Genomic DNA, 17,562 nt, shown 5'->3' with positions numbered 1-17,562 from the left:
CTTGTTCTTTTCAAGGCATTCGAGCGCTGCCGCGCCGCCCGGCGGCACGCTGGCGCACACCTTGGGATAGTCGGCGCGGCACGCGCTCTTGACCGCCGCAACCTGCGCGCTGCTCGGCTGCTTGGCGGCCGCGGCCTTCTGCGCGGGTGCGGCAGCCGGCTTTGCCGCGGGGGCGGCATCTGCCTTCGGTGCGCCTGGCGCCGTTTCCGCCTTGGGCGCGGCCTCGCTCTTCGGCGCGGCGGGGGCAGCTTCGGTTTTCGCCGGTTCGACAGCGCGAACCGCGGTCTGGCATCCCGCCGACAGGCTGGACATGTTCTTCGCCAGGCATTGATACGCTTCCACGCCGCCGGGCGTCACGCTCGAGCAATGCGCCATGAAATCCGAACGGCATGCGGAGCGGATGGCGCTCTTCTGAGCTTCGGTCGGTGCTTGCGCGAACGCGCCTGTTGCAGTTGCGAAGAGCGCGGCCGCCAGCAACGCCTTGCGCGTCGATGCCTGTTTCAACGTGTTGAACATCTGGTGATTTCCTGCCCCGTCGGTCACGCCGACGACTTTCAAAATGTGATGTAATCGCAATCTTCGCGAGTGACGCCTCGCAAGCAGCATCATTCGCCGCTTTGACGTCACCCGCAAGTCAATTATGCCGGTGCAATTGCGCCGTCAGAGCCTGACCATGCGCTTCCCGCGGTTCTCGCCCGCAAGCAATCCGATCAGCGCCTTCGGCGTGTTCTTGAGGCCGTCGATGATGTCCTCCTGCACCTTCAGCTTGCCGGATTTGACCCAGCCCTGGAGCTCTGCGAGCGCGCGCGGGCTCTCCTTCATGTAGTCCATCACGATGAAGCCCTGCATGACGAGCCGCTTCACCACGATCAGGCCCGGCACGCCGCGCGGGCCATGCGCGGCAGGCGCGCCGTCATATTGCGAGATCGCGCCGCAGCAGGCGATGCGGCCGTAATTGTTCATCTGCGGCAGGCAGGCTTCCAGAATGTCGCCGCCGACATTGTCGAAATAGACGTCGATGCCCTTGGGTGCAGCTGCGCGCAACGCCTTGAAGACCGCGCCGTCCTTGTAATCCACGGCGGCATCGAAGCCGAGCTCGGAGGTCAGCCAGCTGCACTTGTCCGCGCCGCCGGCGATGCCGATCACGCGGCATCCTTTGATCTTGGCGATCTGTCCGACGATCGAGCCGACCGAGCCCGCGGCCGCGGAGACCACGACGGTCTCGCCCTCTTTGGGCTTGCCGATCTCCAGCAGGCCGAAATAGGCGGTGAGGCCGGCGATGCCGAACACGCTGAGCAGGTGCGTCATCGGCTCGAGCTTCGGCATCTTGGTGAGATGCTTTGCCGGCACCGCGGCAAATTCCTGCCAGCCGGTGTCACCGAACACGATGTCGCCCGCCGCAAGCCCATCGGCCTTCGAGCTGACGACCTCGGCAATGGCACCGCCAGCCATCACGCTGTTCGCTTCGACGGCGGAGCGATAGGTCGCGCCGTGCATCCAGGCGCGGTTGGCGGCGTCGAGCGAAATGTATCGCACGCGCAGCAGGACCTCGCCGTCCTTCGGCTCCGGCACCGTGCTCTCCACCATCTTGAAATGTTCGGGGCCGAGCTTGCCGCTGGGTTTTTCGACCAGCAGAATCTGGTGATTGATGTTGCCGCTCATGGCGTTTCCCTCTTTGATTGTCTTGACGATTATTGATGCAACCGCCGCAAACAAAACGTGCAGGCCGCATACGTTGTGCGCTGCATGAAGGCTAGATCGCGGCGTTCCATTTCACAACGGGAACATCCTGAAAACGCGATCACACGCAAAGCGTGTTGCGTCGTTGTGATAACTGCGACATCATGAAGCGCCGGTGTACGTGGGGGTAAGCGATGTCGAACAGGTTTACGCAATACATTCTGGCCGCGATGGTGCTCGGCATCATCATGGGGTCGGCAATCTACAACTTCCTGCCCGACACGCGCGCCGACTGGGCGTCCTCCATCAACCTGATCGCCATGATGTTCCTGCGCCTGATCAAGATGATCATCGCGCCGCTGGTGTTCGCGACCCTGGTCGGCGGCATCGCCCATATGGGCTCGGGCTCCAAGCTCGGCCGCATCTTCGCCAAGACCATGGGCTGGTTCATCAGCGCCTCCTTCGTCTCGCTGCTGCTCGGCCTCGTGATGGTGAACCTGCTGCAGCCCGGTGCGAACTTCCCGGGCACGCTGCCCCAGGCGGGGCAATCGACCGGCCTGCCGGTATCGGCATTCTCGATCGAGAAATTCCTGACCCATCTGATCCCGACCTCGATCGCGGACGCTATGGCGCAGAACGAGATCCTGCAGATCGTGATCTTCGCGGTGTTCTTCTCGGTGGCGATGGGCTCCATGCCCGAACGTTCGAAGCCGATCCTCGCGATGATCGACGACGTCGGCCACATCATGCTCAAGGTCACGAGCTACGTGATGCTGTTCGCGCCGCTCGCGGTGTGGGCCGCGATCACCGCAACCGTCGCCAAGAACGGCCTCGCGGTGCTCTGGAAGCTCGTCGTGTTCATGGGCGGCTTCTATCTCTCGCTGGCGATCCTGTGGACCATCCTGGTCATCGTCGGCTTCATCGTGATCGGCCCGCGCTACAGCCATCTGTTGAAGCTGGTCCGTGAGCCGCTGATGATCGCTTTCTCGACCGCGAGCTCGGAGGCGGCCTATCCAAAGACGCTCGAGGCGCTCAACCGCTTCGGCGCGTCGTCGCGGATCTCGAGCTTCGTGCTGCCGCTTGGCTATTCCTTCAATCTCGACGGCACGATGATGTACTGCACCTTCGCGGCCGTCTTCATCGCGCAGAGCTATCACATCGACATGCCGCTCGGCACCCAGCTTGCGATGCTGGCGACGCTGATGATCACCTCGAAAGGCGTCGCCGGCGTGCCGCGCGCCTCGCTCGTGGTGATCGCCTCGACGCTGGCGCAGTTCAATATCCCCGAAGCGGGCCTGTTGATGATCATGGGCATCGACACCTTCCTCGACATGGGTCGCAGCGCCACCAACGTGATCGGCAACACGCTCGCGACCTCGGTCGTGGCCAAATGGGAAGGCGAGCTCGGGCCCGAGCACGAGCTCGGACCCGGCGACGTCGTGCCTGAGGACATGGTGCCGGGCGAAGTGCCCGCGATGGCCGGCCATGGATAGGAGCGAACCATGGGCCAGACACTGGCGAGGTCACTGACCTCAAGCGGCTTGTTGCTCGCGGCATCGTTGCTCGCGACCTCCTTGTTCGCGACCTCGGCATCCGCGCAGACCGGCGGCGAAGGGCTCAGCCCGACGCTGTCGGCCATCAAGACGGCGCACACCGTGCGGCTCGGCTATCGCGAGAGCTCGCCGCCGTTCTCGTTCCTCGACCAGTCGGGCCGTCCAATCGGCTACAGCCTCGAGCTCTGCGAGGCCATCGTCGAGGAGATCGGCGTCGAGGTCGACGATCCCAATCTCAGAATCGACTACGTCAAGGTCACCTCGGACGACCGCATCGACGCCGTGCTGCAGAACAAGATCGACCTGGAATGCGGCTCGACCACGGCCAATGCCGAGCGCGGCAAGCGCGTCGCCTTCTCGCCGCTGATGTTCGTCGCCGGGACCAAGCTGATGGTGCCGAAGACATCCAGCGCCCAGTCGCTCACCGATCTGAAGGGCAAGACCATCGTGGTGACGAAGGGCACCACCAACGAGCAGGCGATCCAGGCCGCGGACAAGAAATTTTCGTTGGGATTGAACATCGCCGTCGGCGCCGATCACGAGCAATCCTACCAGATGCTCGCCGATGGCAAGGCCGATGCCTTCGCAACCGACGACATCCTGCTCTTCGGCCTGATCGCGCGCCACAAGGCGCAGGACAAGTTCCGCGTCACCGGCGATTATCTGTCCTACGACCCCTACGGCATCATGTTCAGGAAGGGCGAGCCGCAGCTATCGGCCGTGGTCGAGCGCGCCTTCCGCAAGCTCGGCTCCAACCGCGACCTCGTCCCGCTCTACAACAAATGGTTCACCGCAAGGCTTCCCACCGGCGAACGTCTGAACGTGCCGATCTCGCTGCAGCTGGAAGAGGCGTTCAAGGCGATGGACGATTCAGCGAGCGCGAATAATTAGACGGCGGTTCGCTCTCTCTCCGTCATCCTGAGGCGCGCGCTCGGCGGTGCAAGCGCACCGCCGAGCAGGCCTCGAAGGATGAACGGCCGGGCCGTCACCCTTCGAGGGCCGCTGAAGAAGCTGCCACCTCCAGCGCAACGGCCTTGCCGTTGCGCTGGAGGTGACGGTGATGGTCATCGCTCGCTGTGCACTCGACCGAACACCCGATCCAGCGCCGCATCATACGCCGCTTCCACCAGTTGCGGATGCAGCTTGCCGAGCGCTTCCATCATCACGCCGGAATTGATCTCGAGCACTTTCCATTCGCCGTCGACGCGGACCACGTCGATCGACGCAAAAGCGATGCCGATCGCGCGCGCGGCATCGATTGCCAGCTCCACGCAGGCCGTTCGAACCTCGCTGTCCCCCAGCAACACCGGCTTTGCGCCGGCATCGAGATTATGTCGCCAATCCGTGCCGCGCTGCTTGCTGTAGACGACGAGGGGCGCCTCATCGAGCAGCACCATGCGGACCTCGTCCTCGATCGCGACATAGGGTGAGATCACGAGCCCGGCGCTCATCGAAAACACCTCGCTGGCCGCGTGGTCGAGTTCCGCCTCCGTCGTCACCTTGAACACCGAGCGCCCCGATGTCCCCTCGTTCGGCTTCACCACCACGCCTTGCGGATTCTGAGCGAGCTGCGCGAGCATCCGCTGGCGCCAATCGGCACCGGCGACGTGCACGCCCAGCTTCGGGTTGAGGAAGAGGTGATGGGAAATGCAGGGCACGCCCTCCAGCGCCAGCGCCTCTGATGTCGCCGATTTGTCGTTGGCGAGGCGATGGGCGATGGCGCTGTTGAGGCCGATGTCGTAGCCGAAGGCGAAGCGCCGCTCATCGCCCCGGCGCATCGCGATCAGCCAGCCACCGGCGCGGACATCGACCGCAATGCCATGCTCCGCGCAATAGCGCCTGATGGCCTGGACGAAGATTCGCTCGTCGCTTGCCGCCATGTGTTTCCGTCGCGTTTCAGACGTTCCTGGCGCCAAAAGCCGCAAAAATGCGGGAAACGGCGCCGAACCAGGGTGAAAGTCAGAGCTATTCTTAATGAAATTCTCGCGAGCGCGATGGAAATTAAGTGCTGCATTCGAACGCTGCAGGGAAAAGAAATTGCCCGCCGCGCGCGCCCGGCAGCAGATTCATTAACAATATGGCCAATTCCGCCGCAAATGCCGGTTTGACCGGCATCAATTGCATCCGGAACGAGGTTGATTATTGGTCTCAATGGCGTAGATCACACACGCGAAATCCTCCGCCATGGCAATGGTGTCCGCCCCGTTTCAGGGCCGGGCAACGCTTTTGCCCTAAAACCGCAATTATTCGGAATATCGAAAATCATGAGCGCGTTTTACCGAGAGAAGGTTCTTTCCGTCCAGCACTGGACCGACACGCTGTTCAGCTTCCGCGCCACGCGCGATACCGGCTTCCGTTTCCAGAACGGCCAGTTCGCGATGATCGGCCTCGAGATCGACGGCCGTCCGCTGCTGCGCGCCTACAGCATGGCGAGCGCCAATCACGAGGAAGAGCTCGAGTTCTTCTCGATCAAGGTTCAGGACGGCCCGCTGACCTCGCGCCTGCAGAAGATCAAAGAGGGCGACACCATCCTGGTCGGCCGCAAGGCGACCGGCACGCTGATCACCGATAACCTCCTTCCCGGCAAGCGGCTGATGCTGCTCTCGACCGGAACGGGCCTCGCGCCGTTCGCGAGCCTGATCAAGGACCCCGAGGTCTATGACCAGTTCGAGTCGATCGTGCTGGTGCATGGCTGCCGCCAGGTCTCCGAGCTCGCCTATGGCGAGAAGCTGGTCGCTTCCTTGCGCGAGGACGAGCTGTTCGGCGAGCTGCTCGCGGACAAGCTGATCTACTACCCGACCGTGACCCGCGAGCCGTTCAAGAACCGCGGCCGCATCACCGACCTCATCAACTCCGAGCAGATCTTCAACGATATCGGGCAATCGCCCCTCGACATCGCCACCGACCGCATCATGATGTGCGGCAGCCCGGGGATGCTCGAAGAGCTGAAGGTGATGTTCGAAGGCCGTGATTTCATCGAAGGAAGCGGCAACAAGCCTGGCCATTTCGTGATCGAGAAGGCATTCGTCGAGCGCTAAGCTCTTTTGAAGAAGCGGCGTAATCGCGCGCCACACTGAACTCGTCGTCCCGGACAAGCGCAGCGAAGCGGAGCGCCGATCCGGGACCCATAACCACAGGCCGTGGTTATGCGAAGGGTCGGAGTGACAGTCTTCTCTCACCACGACATCCTGTGGTTATGGGTCCCGGGTCTGCGCTTACGCTTGCCCGGGACGACAGCTTAACTTGTGGAATGCAGTGTGGCCCACGCTGCCCATTCAAGGCCCCTGTGGCCGCCGCCCCTTCTTCCCAGCCGCCCCCTCTGCTGCACTGCAAAACCCGCCCATCGGGCTGATTGATCTATCTCGGCCGAATTCGCTAGCCTGAAACAAGGGCCGCGTCATATCCGTATGACAGGCAAGGGCGTATCGTACCGCCTCAATGCTGGCGAGAGGATGGGAATCGTGGCCGACGACACCAAGACGCAGGACTCCTCCCAACACTCATCCCACAAACGCCTGCCGCTGGCGGAGGAGGGGATCATGGAGACCCTGCTGCTGCCATTCTCGCCGCGCTTCATCGTGCTGACGATCTGCGCAGTCGTCACGGCGCTCCTGATCGGTATCGGTATCGCCGACCGCAAGATCTTCGACATCCTGCTGGTGCCGATCCTGATCTTCGGCGCGCTGACGCTGCTCGGCGTCCGCGATCTCCTGCAGAAGAGCCACGCGGTGCTGCGCAACTATCCGATTTCGGCGCATATCCGCTTCCTGCTCGAAGAGATCCGCCCGGAGATGCGGCAGTATTTCTTCGAGAGCGAGAAGGACGGCATGCCGTTCTCGCGCGACACCCGCGCGGTGGTGTATCAGCGCGCCAAGATGGAACTCGACAAGCGTCCGTTCGGCACCCAGGAGGACGTCTACCGCCAGGGCTACGAGTGGATGCATCACTCGGTGTCGCCGAAGGCGCATGCCGAGGAGAAATTCCGCATCAGCATCGGCGGCCCCGACTGCAAGAAGCCCTATTCGGCCTCGGTGTTCAACATTTCCGCGATGAGCTTTGGCGCGCTCAGCCCCAACGCAGTGCGCGCGCTCAATGCCGGCGCCAGGAAGGGCGGCTTCGCGCACGACACCGGCGAGGGCGGCGTCAGCCCCTATCACCGCGAGATGGGCGGCGACATCATCTGGGAGATCGGCTCCGGCTATTTCGGCTGCCGTCATCTCGACGGCACCTTCGATCCCGAAGCGTTCGCGCGCGTCGCCGGTGACGACCAGATCAAGATGGTCGAGCTCAAGGTCAGCCAGGGCGCCAAGCCCGGCCATGGCGGCGTGCTGCCGGCGGCAAAGGTCTCGGAGGAGATCTCCAAGATCCGCGGCGTCGCGATGGGCGAGGACTGCATCTCGCCGGCCTCGCATCGCGCTTTCTCCACCCCGGCCGGCATGATGCAGTTCATCGCCGAGATGCGCCGCCTGTCGGGCGGCAAGCCGGCCGGCTTCAAGCTGTGCATCGGCCATCCCTGGGAATTCCTGGCGATCTGCAAGGCGATGCTTCAGACCGGCATCTATCCGGATTTCATCGTCGTCGACGGCAACGAAGGCGGCACCGGTGCGGCGCCGCTGGAATTCATGGACCATCTGGGCATGCCGATGCGCGAGGGCGTCAACTTCGTCCACAACGCGCTGATCGGCATCAATGCGCGCGACCGCATCAAGATCGGCGCGTCCGGCAAGATCGCCACCGCCTTCGACATGGCGCGCGCGATGGCGATCGGCGCCGACTATTGCAATTCGGCGCGCGGCTTCATGTTCTCGCTCGGCTGCATCCAGTCGCTGAGCTGCCACACCGACCGCTGCCCGACCGGGGTGGCGACCCAGGATCCGACGCGCGCGCGTGCGCTTTACGTGCCGCTCAAGATCGACCGCGTGCACAATTATCACCACGCGACGCTGCATTCGCTGACCGAGCTGATCGCCGCGGCAGGCCTCGAGCATCCGCAGCAGCTGCGCCCGATTCACTTCACCCAGCGCACCTCGACCACCGATGTGAGATCCTTTGCGCAGCTCTATCCGGCGCTGCGTCCTGGCGAGCTGCTCGAAGGCACCGAAGACCCGCGCTTCCGCGACGCCTGGCGGATGGCGCAGGCGGAAACGTTCCAGCCGGCGCCATAGGGCATCGCTCGGCCGGTGCCGGCACCGGCCCGGCCCGCGCATATTCGTCGCGAGCGGAGCTGGCATTTAAGATTTTGTTCAACTTTGGGTGTAGATTGTGCCCATGGACGAACGGCGCGACAAGGCGAGACATCGCGTGCTGAAGGCCGGAACGATCGAGTTCGGCGGCGGCGCGATCGACTGCACCGTCCGCAACCTGTCCGACACCGGCGCTGCGCTCGACGTCACCAGCCCGGTCGGCATTCCCGAGCATTTCACCCTGTTCGTCCAAGCCGACGGAACGCATCTGTCGTGCACCGTGATCTGGCGCAAGGAGAAGCGGATCGGCGTGAAGTTCGGGTGAGGTGAGTTGGCGCGAGGTGAGTTCGCGCTGCAAACACCGCTGTCGTCCCGGGGCGCGACAAAGTCGCGAACCCGGGACCCATAACCACAGGGAGAAGTCGCCGCGCGAGCTGGCAACTCCGAATCTTCGCCAAACGGCCTTCCGGGAGTATGGGTCCCGGATCGGCGCGCGCTTGAAGCGCGCTTGTCCGGGACGACAGCTGTGGTTGAGGCTCGCTCTATCAACTACCCCGTCTCGACCTCACTCAACCGGCTCGCCAGGATCTTGTCGATCCGCCGCCCGTCGAGATCGACCACCTCGATGTGCCAGCCGCCGAAGTCGAAGGCATCGCCGGTGTCGGGCAGCACGTTGAACTGTTGCAGCACCAGGCCGGCCACCGTGTTGTAGCGGTGCGGCGGCAATTCGACGCCGAGCAATTCGCCGAATTCGTCCACCGGCATCCAGCCCGAGATCAGCAGCGAATCGTCGGCGCGCCTGACAAAGGCGGGCTCCGGCGGTCCGGCCTCCGAATGGAAGGCGCCGACGATCGATTCGAGGATGTCGGCGGCCGTCACCATGCCTTCGAAGCCGCCATATTCGTCGTAGACGAAACCGACGTGGACCGGCGCAGCCTTCAGGATGGTCAGCACGTCGCGCGCGTCTGCCGACGCCGGGATGCCGGGCGCTTCGCGCACCAGCGCGCGCAGGTCCGGCGTGCGTTCGTTCATATAGGCGATCAGCAGGTCCTTGGCCTGGAGCACGCCGATCGGCTTGTCGCGGTCGCCGTCGGAGACGGGAAAGCGCGAATGCGGGCTCTTGGCGATGATCTCCCGGATGGCCGCCGGATCGTCGTTGAGGTCGATCTCGTCGACCTCCGTGCGCGGCGTCATCACTGCGCCGACCGGCCGGTCGCCGAGCCGCATCACGCCGGCGATCATCTCCTTCTCACCGGGCTCGAGCACGCCCGCGCTCTCGGCCTCGCTGACGAGGTGGTGGATCTCGTCCTCCGAGACCTTCTCCTCGGCCTTGCCGCCGCGACCGAGCAGCGTGAGGATCAGCCTGCCCGAGAGATCGAGCAGAAAGACCAGCGGCAGCGAGACCTTCGCAAGCACGTGCATGGCGGGCGCGACTCTGACCGCGATGCTTTCGGGGTCGCGCAGCGCCACCTGTTTCGGCACCAGCTCACCGACGATCAGGGTGGCGTAGGTGATCAGCGTCACGACGATGCCGACGCCGACGATGTCGGCAATTCCCGCGGATAGACCGAGCTCGAGCAGCCATTGCGTCAGCCGCTGTCCGAGCGTCGCGCCGGAGAACGCGCCGGAGAGCACGCCGACCAGCGTGATGCCGATCTGCACCGTCGAGAGGAACTTGCCGGGATTGGCTGCCAGCGTCAGCGCCCGCTCGGCGCCGCGCACGCCCTTGGCGGCGAGCATCGACAACCTGGCCGGGCGGGACGAGACCACGGCCAGCTCCGACATGGACAAGAGGCCGTTGATGACGATCAGGACGACGACGATGACGAGTTCGACCGAGAGCATTGACGTTCCGAGGTAAGGGAGTGTGGCCGAAGAGGACGCACACGCCTTGATATAGGTATTCGGCGAAGAAATGCCGGCAATTTTGCCGCATTTGGCGCCCCGAGGGAACCGTGTCGCCGCTGACTTCGACTCGCTTGCGCGAGCTCCCGTGGAACTACGGGAATGCCGGTGCTTAACGGGCTCTTAGTGGCCCCCGGCTAGGTTTTCGACATTGCAGAAGTGTATTCGGGGGACCCAGGATGCGGATCGGGAAGCTTTTCGCGCTGTCGATGCTGACGGTGACGGTATTTGCAGTCATCCTCGGCGCCGAGGTGCTGATACCCCAGACGCGCATCTTCACGAACCGCTCCGACGCGATCAAGACTGTCGATGCCTTTGGTGCGACCCTGATGGTCAGTCAGCACGTCGCCGGCCTTCGCGCCCCCTATATCGGTCCGATCTTCCAGGAAGCGGCGGCGACGCCAGCCCAGATCGAAGCGGCCGGGGAGGCCGCGAAAGCCGCCGAGGCCGGCTTCGAGGCTGCAAGGCGCGCGATCCTGGTGCTGGATGACGGCGGAGCGATTGTCGAGAATCTCGACCGTGCCGCACGGCGGCTGAAGGAGGTCACCGCGGCGGCAGATCGCGCGATGAGCGTCCCCCTGGCGGCGCGCGATGGTGCTGTGATCAAGGGCTTTCTCCCCGGCGTTGCCGAGGTCATCGGCAACATCGAACCGGTCATGAACCGGCTCGAAGCGAAAGTCATCAACGCCGATTCCTCGCTCGCGGCGCTGTTGAGCCTGGCGCGGACGGCCCAGGACCTGCGTGTCGCGGCCGGCAGCCGAGCGGCCACGCTGTCCCCGGCGCTGTCCGCGAGCCGTCCGCTCACGGCGACCGAATTGTCGCTGATGGATCGCATGCAAGGCCGCGTGGAGGCCGACCGCGAGCGCATCGAGGCAGGCATCGACCAACTCGGAAATCCCGCCCGCATCGCGACCGCGCTGAAGGCGGCAACGGAATCGTATTTTGGAAAAGCTGCGGCCGCCGTCGACAAGGAGATTCCCGCAGCCCGGAGTGACGGCAAGTACAGCAGCAATGCCGACGAACTGGCGAAGGTCATCGTGCCGGCCATCCAGATGTTCTACGGCGTGCGCGATGCCGCATTGGCGGAAGCTTCCGAGCGTGCCTCGGCCTCGCGCGATGGCGCACTGGCGATGCTCGCGCTCGCAGGCGTGGTGGTTCTGGCGCTGCTCGGGACTCTCGGTGGCGTGACCATGATGCTGCGCAGGCGCGTGGTGACGCCGCTCAGCCGGCTCGCGGACGTGATCGCAACGCTCGCTGCCGGACAGCACGACGTCGAGATTCCCGCGACGGACCGCAATGACGAGATCGGCCAGGTGGCGGGCTCGCTGCAGCACTTCAAGGATTCACTGCTCGCCAAGAAGGCCGCCGACGAGGCGGCCGCGGTCGAGGCCGACGCGAAGCTCCGGCGCAGCCAGCGTATGGACCAGATCGCGCGCGATTTCGAAGCCATGATCGGCGACGTGATCAACACGGTGTCGTCGGCTTCCTCGGAGCTGGAAGTGTCCGCGGGAACGCTGACGAGCACGGCCGATCAATCGGAAAAGGTCACCGCGACCGTCGCGGCCGCTTCCGAACAGGCCTCCACCAACGTGCAGACCGTTGCCGCGGCGGCCGAGGAGATGGCCTCGTCGGTCGACGAGATCAGCCGGCAGGTGCAGGATTCCGCGCGCATCGCCGGCGAAGCGGTGCAGCAGGCGGGCCGGACCAACGATTATGTCGGCGAGCTCGCCAAGGCCGCGGGGCGGATCGGCGACGTCGTCGAGCTCATCAGCCAGATCGCAGGCCAGACCAATCTTCTGGCTCTCAACGCCACCATCGAGGCGGCGCGCGCCGGCGAGGCCGGCCGCGGCTTTGCGGTGGTCGCCTCCGAGGTCAAGGCGCTGGCCGAGCAGACCGCCAAGGCCACCGGCGAGATCAGCCAGCAGATCACGGGAATCCAGACCGCGACGGAGGACTCCGTCGGCGCCATCAGGTCGATCAGTGACACCATCTCCCGCATGTCCGAGATTGCATCCGCAATCGCCGCGGCGGTGGAGGAGCAGGGCGCAGCGACGCGGGAGATTTCCCGCAACGTGCAGCAGGCGGCCCGCGGCACCCAGCAGGTCTCCGCCAGCATCGTCGACGTGCAGCGCGGCGCGAGCCAGACCGGATCTGCCTCCTCCAACGTGCTCGCCTCGGCCAGATCGCTGTCCGGCGAGAGCAGCCGTCTCAAGGTCGAGGTCGGCAAGTTCCTGGACGCGATCCGCGCTGCGTAGAACTTCTGCGCCTCTGCTGCAGGGAGAAGCAATCGCATTCGAAGAGCGACGTGCCCGCGGCCCATCCTTCGAGACGCGCGCAAGTGCGCGCTCCTCAGGATGGAGTGTGCGGAGCGCTTCGATGAGCTCCGGTGTCGCTTGCCTCATCCTGAGGAACCCGCGAAGCGGGCGTCTCGAAGGACGAGGCGCGCGCATCATCCGGGCCGTACTGCGCTCAGAACTCCCCGTGCAGCCGCCCGGAAATGACCGACACCGGTCCGCGATCTGCGTTGTAGGCGGGGTTGACGATGAGCTGGTAGTCGGCGGTGAGGGTGAGATTCTTGTTCAGCGCATAGGCGTAATAGGTTTCGAGGATGCGCTCCTTGCGGTAGTTGAGCGCACCGTCGCCGACCAGCACGCCAAGGCCGCCTGCGGCGAGGAAGTCCCGGTAGTCCTGCGAAATCGCGTTGATCGCGCCGCCAACGCCGACCACGTCGTCAGGCCGGCCCCATTTCGTGCCCTTGATCGAAAGGCCAGCCGACAGGCTGCGGTTGATGTCGGTGAAGGCGAGCGTTTCGCTCTTGCCGTCGTTCCAGCTCCAGCGGCCGAACAGTCCGACATCTTCGGTGATCGCCTGCTCGAGGTTGACGACATAGCCGACCTTGGTGCGGCCGCGCCGGGTCTGCGCGATGTCGAGATTGAGCGCCGGATTGTTCAGCGTCTCGCGGAAGCTGCCCATGTTGGCGCTGTCGAGCCAGCCCATGGTCCTGAGCTTGCCGGGTTGGCCGAACAGCGAGAAGCGCGTCTCGAGCTCGATCACGTACTGGCCGCGCTCCCCGACCTTGGTGTCGAAATGATTTGAATTGGGCTCCGCGACCATCAGGAAATAGCCGCCGCGCAGGGCCCATTGCTTCTGATTGAGCTCGGCGGTGACGCCGTAGGTAAGGCCGACCTTGTCGGCGGAATAGTCGAAGGCGCCCGGGGCCCAGATCGACCAGTTCATGAAATCCCTGCGGGTGTCCTTGGCGTAGGCATTGCCGTCGAACACGTCGACCACTGCGAACTTGCCGGCCTGCACGGTGAGGCGGGACACGTCGACCTTTTGCCCCAGCTGCAACTGGCCGCTGGCGAGTTCTTCCTGCTCGCCGCCGAAGCCGAAGGTCTGGCGCACGAACAGGCGCGAGGTGTTGTAATGCGGATAGGGGAAGTTCGACTTCTGCGCTTCGCCGTTCGGGAAGCCGGCCGCGCCGACTGTGTCGTTCAGGCCAAATCCCTGGAGCAGCTCGGGATTGTAATAGACCTCGCCGCCGTCCCACAGCCGCGCGTTCAGGAACAGGCTGTTGCTCCAGGTCGCCTTGGCCTGCCTCGTCGGCGAGAGAGAGTTCGTTCCGCTGTAGAGCGCGGGGAACGACGGATAGCCTTGCGGCAGATAGGTGCTCTGGCCGTGAATCTCCCAGCGATCCGATTCGGTGTCGATGAGCGAGCTGTTCGGATTGTAGCTCGGCATGCCCGGCCAATCGACCTTGCGGTTGAGGCCGAGCCTGACCTGCTGGAAGTCGAGCGACGAAGAGCTGTATTGGGCCCCCGTGGAGAAGGCGACATTGGCGCCGTCGAAGCGGCTGTAGAGATATTCGAGCCGTGCGCTCCAATGCGGCGCGAAGCCGTATTCGACGCCGGCACCCGCGATCCAGCCGGGCCGCGTGTTCAGGATTTTCGGGACTTCGGCGCCGGAGGCCGGCGTGTCGAAATAGCGCTCGCCCATCCAGGCAAAGCCGCCGGTGGCGTAAACCAGCCACGGACCGCTGGTGTAGCCGACGCGGCCGCGCAGGCTGGCGGTGTAGTCCCATTGCTGCGTGACAGTGTTGGCGGGTGTCGTCAGGAAGGAGACGATCGAATTCGAGGTGATGTAGTTGGGGAACGTGAAATCGCCTTCGACGCCGACCAGCCAGCCGGAGTTGAGGCGGTAGTTGTAGCCCGCCTGCACGCCGCCGATCATGCCGCTGAAGACGCCGCTGTCGTTGATCCCTGTGCCGTCGTTCAGCGCAAACTGCGACGAGCCGCGGCCATAGCCGGCATGCGCACCGATATAGAGGCCGGTCCAGTCATAGACCGCTCTCGGCGCCGGCGCCTTCAGCGGCAGATCGGCCGCGCGCCCCGCGGCGGGAAAAGCCAGCACGCCCGAGGCAATCGCCGCGGCCGTTCGCAAGTATCTGTAACGGTGACTTCTCAACGTCAAAACGCACGCCCCCAAAACGCGAATGTGTCCCACCCGTCGCGATATCCCTGCCGATTCGCGGCGGCCCTGTCATCAGGTCTTGGTTGCTCGCGTCGTCGAGATGATCTCGATTCGACGCGATTTCGTCCCAAGTTCCCGAGCCTGTCTCGAACCTTATTGCGATTAATTCGCAATAGCAACTGGTGAAGATTGGCGCACGGAATGGTTCGCACCGCTGTGTGACGGGACGGCAACAAATTCCCGGCCCAAACAGAATGACCCCGCCCGGGGGGACAGCCGGGCGGGGTCGGGGCACGACACGGGGTGGATGAGGCGCCCGTGTCGGACGCAGGATCCACGTAAGATCGGCCTCAGGTACTCAGATCAGTAGCAGCTACGAACGCGGCCAACGTACTGGCCAAAGGCGTTGTACTGGGCGACCCAGCCGCAGCGGTGATAGCCGTAGTAATAGGGGTCGTTGTTGGCGGCGATCGCGGAGCCGACGACAGCGGCGGTGGCGATGCCGGCACCGACACCCCAGACCCAACCGGGCTGCTTGGCTTCGGCCGAGGAGGTGGTGGACACGATGCTGCCGGTGACGGCGAGGGTCGCGAGAGCGAGAGCTGCAATCTTGGTCTTGATCGACATGTGAAACTCCATCCGGGGTTGAGGCGGTCCGCTGTGGCCCGCGTGCCCAGTTTGACGGAGGCTCCCCGCGTCCGGTTCGAATGCGGCGAATCCGCTCCCGGAGCGAGGAGTTTTCGTAAATGATTGCAATAGGATATTGGTTAGCCGAGGGGCCCCTTGGCGAGCCTGTTCACGTCGAAGTTATCGACCTCGCCCAGGAGTTCGCAAAAAGCACGGGCGCCTTGATCGATGAGCTGCTCGCCCTTCGCGGCGACGGCCAATGTCGCATTGCCGACGGCGCCGCTGGCGTTGAGATCCTGCGCCTGCCAGGCGAACGGCGCGGGCCGCTGCGTCGACAGCCAGCGGTACTGCTGCTCCAGTGCGATGCTGCTCGCAGGAAAATCCGCGATGGCATCCTTGCGCACCTGATCGGGATAGCGCGCCAGCATGATCGAGGTCTCGACCGCGCCGCCATGAATGCCGTGGCGCACTTCGTCGGCCGGGAACAATGTGTCGGCGCCTGATAGCCGCGACCATGACGTGGTCACCACGAACATTTTTTGATGCGCCCGCAGATCCTGCGCCACCAGCATCATGGCCGCGCTGTTGCCACCATGGCTGGTGATGATGACGAGCTTCTTCACGCCGCGCCGCGCGACCTCCTCGCCGATCCCGGTCCATCGCTTCAGCGCGGTTTCAGTCGGCAGCGTCTGCGTGCCGGGATAGTCGATATGCTCGGTGGAAATCCCGACCGGTTCGACGGGAAGAAAACTGGCCGGAACGTTGTCGGGCAGAAGCTCCCGCACGCGCGCAAGATACGCCTCCGCGATCAGCACGTCGGTGGTGAGCGGCAAATGCGGGCCGTGCTGCTCGGTCGCCGCCAGCGGCAGCACCGCGATCCATCGCGACGTCTCCGCGGGGGGCGCATCGACCCAGCGGATCTCGGTCCAGTCGCGGGATGGCATCATTGAGTTTTCTTTGGAGGTTTCATTGCCCGAATTTGTCACGTAATTTGGGTTATCAGGGGACGCGGGCCCGGCCGGCTCGTGTCCCCTGACGTCATGCGGTTTTATCGCGTTGGCCTGCCACGAGCTAGACGCGATTATGCTGGAAGCGATCGACGGAGTGCCATTATGACCCCCTCTCATCTGCGCAGAGCGCTAACTGCGGGCCTGATGGCCGCTCTGGTCTGGAGCGTCCCGGCGCGGGCCGAAACGCTGGACAAGGTCACCTTCGGCACCAACTGGGTCGCCGAGGCCGAGCACGGCGGCTTCTTCCAGGCGGTCGCCGACGGCACCTACAAGAAATACGGCCTCGACGTCACCATCGTTCCCGGCGGTCCGAACGAGAACAACCGGATGCTGCTGATCGCCGGCAAGATCGATTTCTTCATGGCCGCGAACACGCTGATGTCGTTCGACGCGGTCGCCAACAACGTTCCCGTCGTGACCATCGCCGCGATCTTCCAGAAGGATCCGCAGGTGATGCTGACGCAGCCGGATGCCAAGGTCAGCAAGATCGAGGATCTCAAGCCGCTGACGCTGTTCGTCTCCAAGGAGGGCATGGGCAGCTATTTCCAGTGGCTGAAGTCCGAATACGGCTTCAGCGAGAAGAACGTCCGGCCCTATAATTTCAATCCGCAACCCTTCATCGCCAATCCCAAGAGCGCGATGCAGGGCTACGTCACCTCCGAGCCGTTCGCGGTGGAGAAGGCCGCCGGCTTCAAGCCCAACGTGCTGCTGCTCGCCGATTACGGCTTCAACACCTATTCGACCTTGATCGAGACCCGCCGCGACGTGGTCGAGAAGAAGCCCGACCTGGTGCAGCGTTTCGTCGATGCCTCCATGATCGGCTGGTACAATTACATCTACCGCGACAATTCCGCCGGCAACGCCATGATCAAGAAGCTCAATCCGGAAATGACCGACGACCTGCTCGCCTATTCCGTCGCCAAGATGAAGGAGCATGGCATCGTCGATTCCGGCGACAGCCTGAAGAACGGCATCGGCGCGATGAGCGACGAGCGCTACACCTCCTTCTTCAACAAGATGGTCAAGGCCGGCGTCTTGAGGCCCGAACTCGACTTCCGCAAATCCTACACGCTGCGCTTCGTCAACAAGGGCGTCGGCGTCGAGCTGCGCCCGAGCAAGCCGTAGCGCAAGCTC

General features: G+C 64.1%; 14 protein-coding genes. 7 read left to right on the top strand and 7 right to left on the bottom strand.

Annotation, left to right across the window (positions count from 1 at the left end; all coding sequences use genetic code 11):
* Together XI03_RS19430 and XI03_RS19425 are read right to left on the bottom strand one after the other, a co-directional pair.
* Positions 1-516: cysteine rich repeat-containing protein (locus XI03_RS19430; protein WP_271592951.1), on the bottom strand; the 516-nt coding region annotated here is incomplete at its 3' end.
* Positions 517-660: 144 nt separating this feature from the next.
* Complete coding sequence (locus XI03_RS19425) at positions 661-1,662, bottom strand: NADP-dependent oxidoreductase (protein ID WP_271592949.1); 1,002 nt, start codon at positions 1,660-1,662, stop codon at positions 661-663.
* Positions 1,663-1,874: 212 nt separating this feature from the next.
* Between XI03_RS19425 and XI03_RS19420 the strand changes: the two genes are divergently transcribed.
* The gene (locus XI03_RS19420; protein ID WP_028143825.1) at positions 1,875-3,173 is read left to right on the top strand and encodes a dicarboxylate/amino acid:cation symporter; all 1,299 of its coding nucleotides are present in this window, start codon (positions 1,875-1,877) and stop codon (positions 3,171-3,173) included.
* A gap of 9 nt (positions 3,174-3,182) precedes the next feature.
* The gene (locus XI03_RS19415; RefSeq protein ID WP_028143824.1) at positions 3,183-4,124 is read left to right on the top strand and encodes an amino acid ABC transporter substrate-binding protein; all 942 of its coding nucleotides are present in this window, start codon (positions 3,183-3,185) and stop codon (positions 4,122-4,124) included.
* A 173-nt stretch (positions 4,125-4,297) separates the two neighbouring features.
* Here the strand turns inward: XI03_RS19415 and XI03_RS19410 are convergent, their stop codons facing one another.
* Positions 4,298-5,113, bottom strand: coding sequence for an ATP-grasp domain-containing protein (locus XI03_RS19410; protein WP_271592948.1), 816 nt, complete (start codon positions 5,111-5,113; stop codon positions 4,298-4,300).
* A 384-nt stretch (positions 5,114-5,497) separates the two neighbouring features.
* Here XI03_RS19410 and XI03_RS19405 point away from each other — a divergent pair, with 384 nt between their 5' ends.
* The 3 genes from XI03_RS19405 (at position 5,498) to XI03_RS19395 (ending at position 8,741) form a co-directional block, all read left to right on the top strand.
* On the top strand, positions 5,498-6,271 hold the full coding sequence (locus XI03_RS19405; RefSeq protein WP_028143822.1) for a ferredoxin--NADP reductase: 774 nt from the start codon (positions 5,498-5,500) through the stop codon (positions 6,269-6,271).
* A 414-nt stretch (positions 6,272-6,685) separates the two neighbouring features.
* Positions 6,686-8,398, top strand: coding sequence for an FMN-binding glutamate synthase family protein (locus XI03_RS19400; protein WP_173015730.1), 1,713 nt, complete (start codon positions 6,686-6,688; stop codon positions 8,396-8,398).
* Positions 8,399-8,501: 103 nt separating this feature from the next.
* A complete protein-coding gene (locus tag XI03_RS19395; protein WP_271592947.1) occupies positions 8,502-8,741 on the top strand; it encodes a PilZ domain-containing protein in 240 nt (79 codons plus the stop codon).
* Positions 8,742-8,965: 224 nt separating this feature from the next.
* On the opposite strand, the gene XI03_RS19390 is transcribed toward XI03_RS19395, so the two are convergent.
* Positions 8,966-10,261 (bottom strand): hemolysin family protein, encoded by a 1,296-nt coding sequence (locus tag XI03_RS19390; protein ID WP_028143820.1) that lies wholly within the window; start codon positions 10,259-10,261, stop codon positions 8,966-8,968.
* A gap of 239 nt (positions 10,262-10,500) precedes the next feature.
* Between XI03_RS19390 and XI03_RS19385 the strand changes: the two genes are divergently transcribed.
* Positions 10,501-12,576, top strand: a complete 2,076-nt coding sequence (locus XI03_RS19385) for a methyl-accepting chemotaxis protein (RefSeq protein WP_271592946.1) — start codon at positions 10,501-10,503, stop codon at positions 12,574-12,576.
* A 214-nt stretch (positions 12,577-12,790) separates the two neighbouring features.
* Here XI03_RS19385 and XI03_RS19380 read toward each other — a convergent pair whose 3' ends face one another.
* From XI03_RS19380 to XI03_RS19370, 3 genes are all read right to left on the bottom strand, one after another.
* Positions 12,791-14,761: a carbohydrate porin gene (locus XI03_RS19380; RefSeq protein WP_028143818.1), complete on the bottom strand. Its 1,971-nt coding sequence runs from the start codon at positions 14,759-14,761 to the stop codon at positions 12,791-12,793.
* Positions 14,762-15,154: 393 nt separating this feature from the next.
* Positions 15,155-15,418, bottom strand: coding sequence for a hypothetical protein (locus tag XI03_RS19375; protein ID WP_028143817.1), 264 nt, complete (start codon positions 15,416-15,418; stop codon positions 15,155-15,157).
* A gap of 140 nt (positions 15,419-15,558) precedes the next feature.
* Positions 15,559-16,365: a creatininase family protein gene (locus tag XI03_RS19370; RefSeq protein WP_028143816.1), complete on the bottom strand. Its 807-nt coding sequence runs from the start codon at positions 16,363-16,365 to the stop codon at positions 15,559-15,561.
* Between the two features lie 165 nt (positions 16,366-16,530).
* On the opposite strand from XI03_RS19370, the gene XI03_RS19365 reads away from it, so the two are divergent.
* Positions 16,531-17,553 carry an ABC transporter substrate-binding protein gene (locus XI03_RS19365; RefSeq protein WP_028143815.1) on the top strand — a complete coding sequence of 341 codons (1,023 nt, stop codon included), beginning with the start codon at positions 16,531-16,533 and terminating at the stop codon, positions 17,551-17,553.
* Positions 17,554-17,562 lie beyond the last annotated feature (9 nt).

The organism is Bradyrhizobium sp. CCBAU 65884 (genome assembly GCF_028128835.1).
GTDB lineage: Bacteria > Pseudomonadota > Alphaproteobacteria > Rhizobiales > Xanthobacteraceae > Bradyrhizobium > Bradyrhizobium ottawaense.
The sequence above is the reverse complement of the archived record's forward strand: the minus strand, read 5'-3'. Positions and strand labels throughout refer to the sequence as shown.

Coding starts and splice junctions, on each gene's coding strand:
- XI03_RS19375 (WP_028143817.1), bottom strand. CDS start 15,418: ATGTCGATCAAGACCAAGATTGCAGCTCTCGCTCTCGCGACCCTCGCC.
- XI03_RS19410 (WP_271592948.1), bottom strand. CDS start 5,113: ATGGCGGCAAGCGACGAGCGAATCTTCGTCCAGGCCATCAGGCGCTAT.
- XI03_RS19385 (WP_271592946.1), top strand. CDS start 10,501: ATGCGGATCGGGAAGCTTTTCGCGCTGTCGATGCTGACGGTGACGGTA.
- XI03_RS19395 (WP_271592947.1), top strand. CDS start 8,502: ATGGACGAACGGCGCGACAAGGCGAGACATCGCGTGCTGAAGGCCGGA.
- XI03_RS19420 (WP_028143825.1), top strand. CDS start 1,875: ATGTCGAACAGGTTTACGCAATACATTCTGGCCGCGATGGTGCTCGGC.
- XI03_RS19365 (WP_028143815.1), top strand. CDS start 16,531: ATGACCCCCTCTCATCTGCGCAGAGCGCTAACTGCGGGCCTGATGGCC.
- XI03_RS19400 (WP_173015730.1), top strand. CDS start 6,686: ATGGGAATCGTGGCCGACGACACCAAGACGCAGGACTCCTCCCAACAC.
- XI03_RS19390 (WP_028143820.1), bottom strand. CDS start 10,261: ATGCTCTCGGTCGAACTCGTCATCGTCGTCGTCCTGATCGTCATCAAC.
- XI03_RS19405 (WP_028143822.1), top strand. CDS start 5,498: ATGAGCGCGTTTTACCGAGAGAAGGTTCTTTCCGTCCAGCACTGGACC.
- XI03_RS19370 (WP_028143816.1), bottom strand. CDS start 16,365: ATGATGCCATCCCGCGACTGGACCGAGATCCGCTGGGTCGATGCGCCC.
- XI03_RS19415 (WP_028143824.1), top strand. CDS start 3,183: ATGGGCCAGACACTGGCGAGGTCACTGACCTCAAGCGGCTTGTTGCTC.
- XI03_RS19425 (WP_271592949.1), bottom strand. CDS start 1,662: ATGAGCGGCAACATCAATCACCAGATTCTGCTGGTCGAAAAACCCAGC.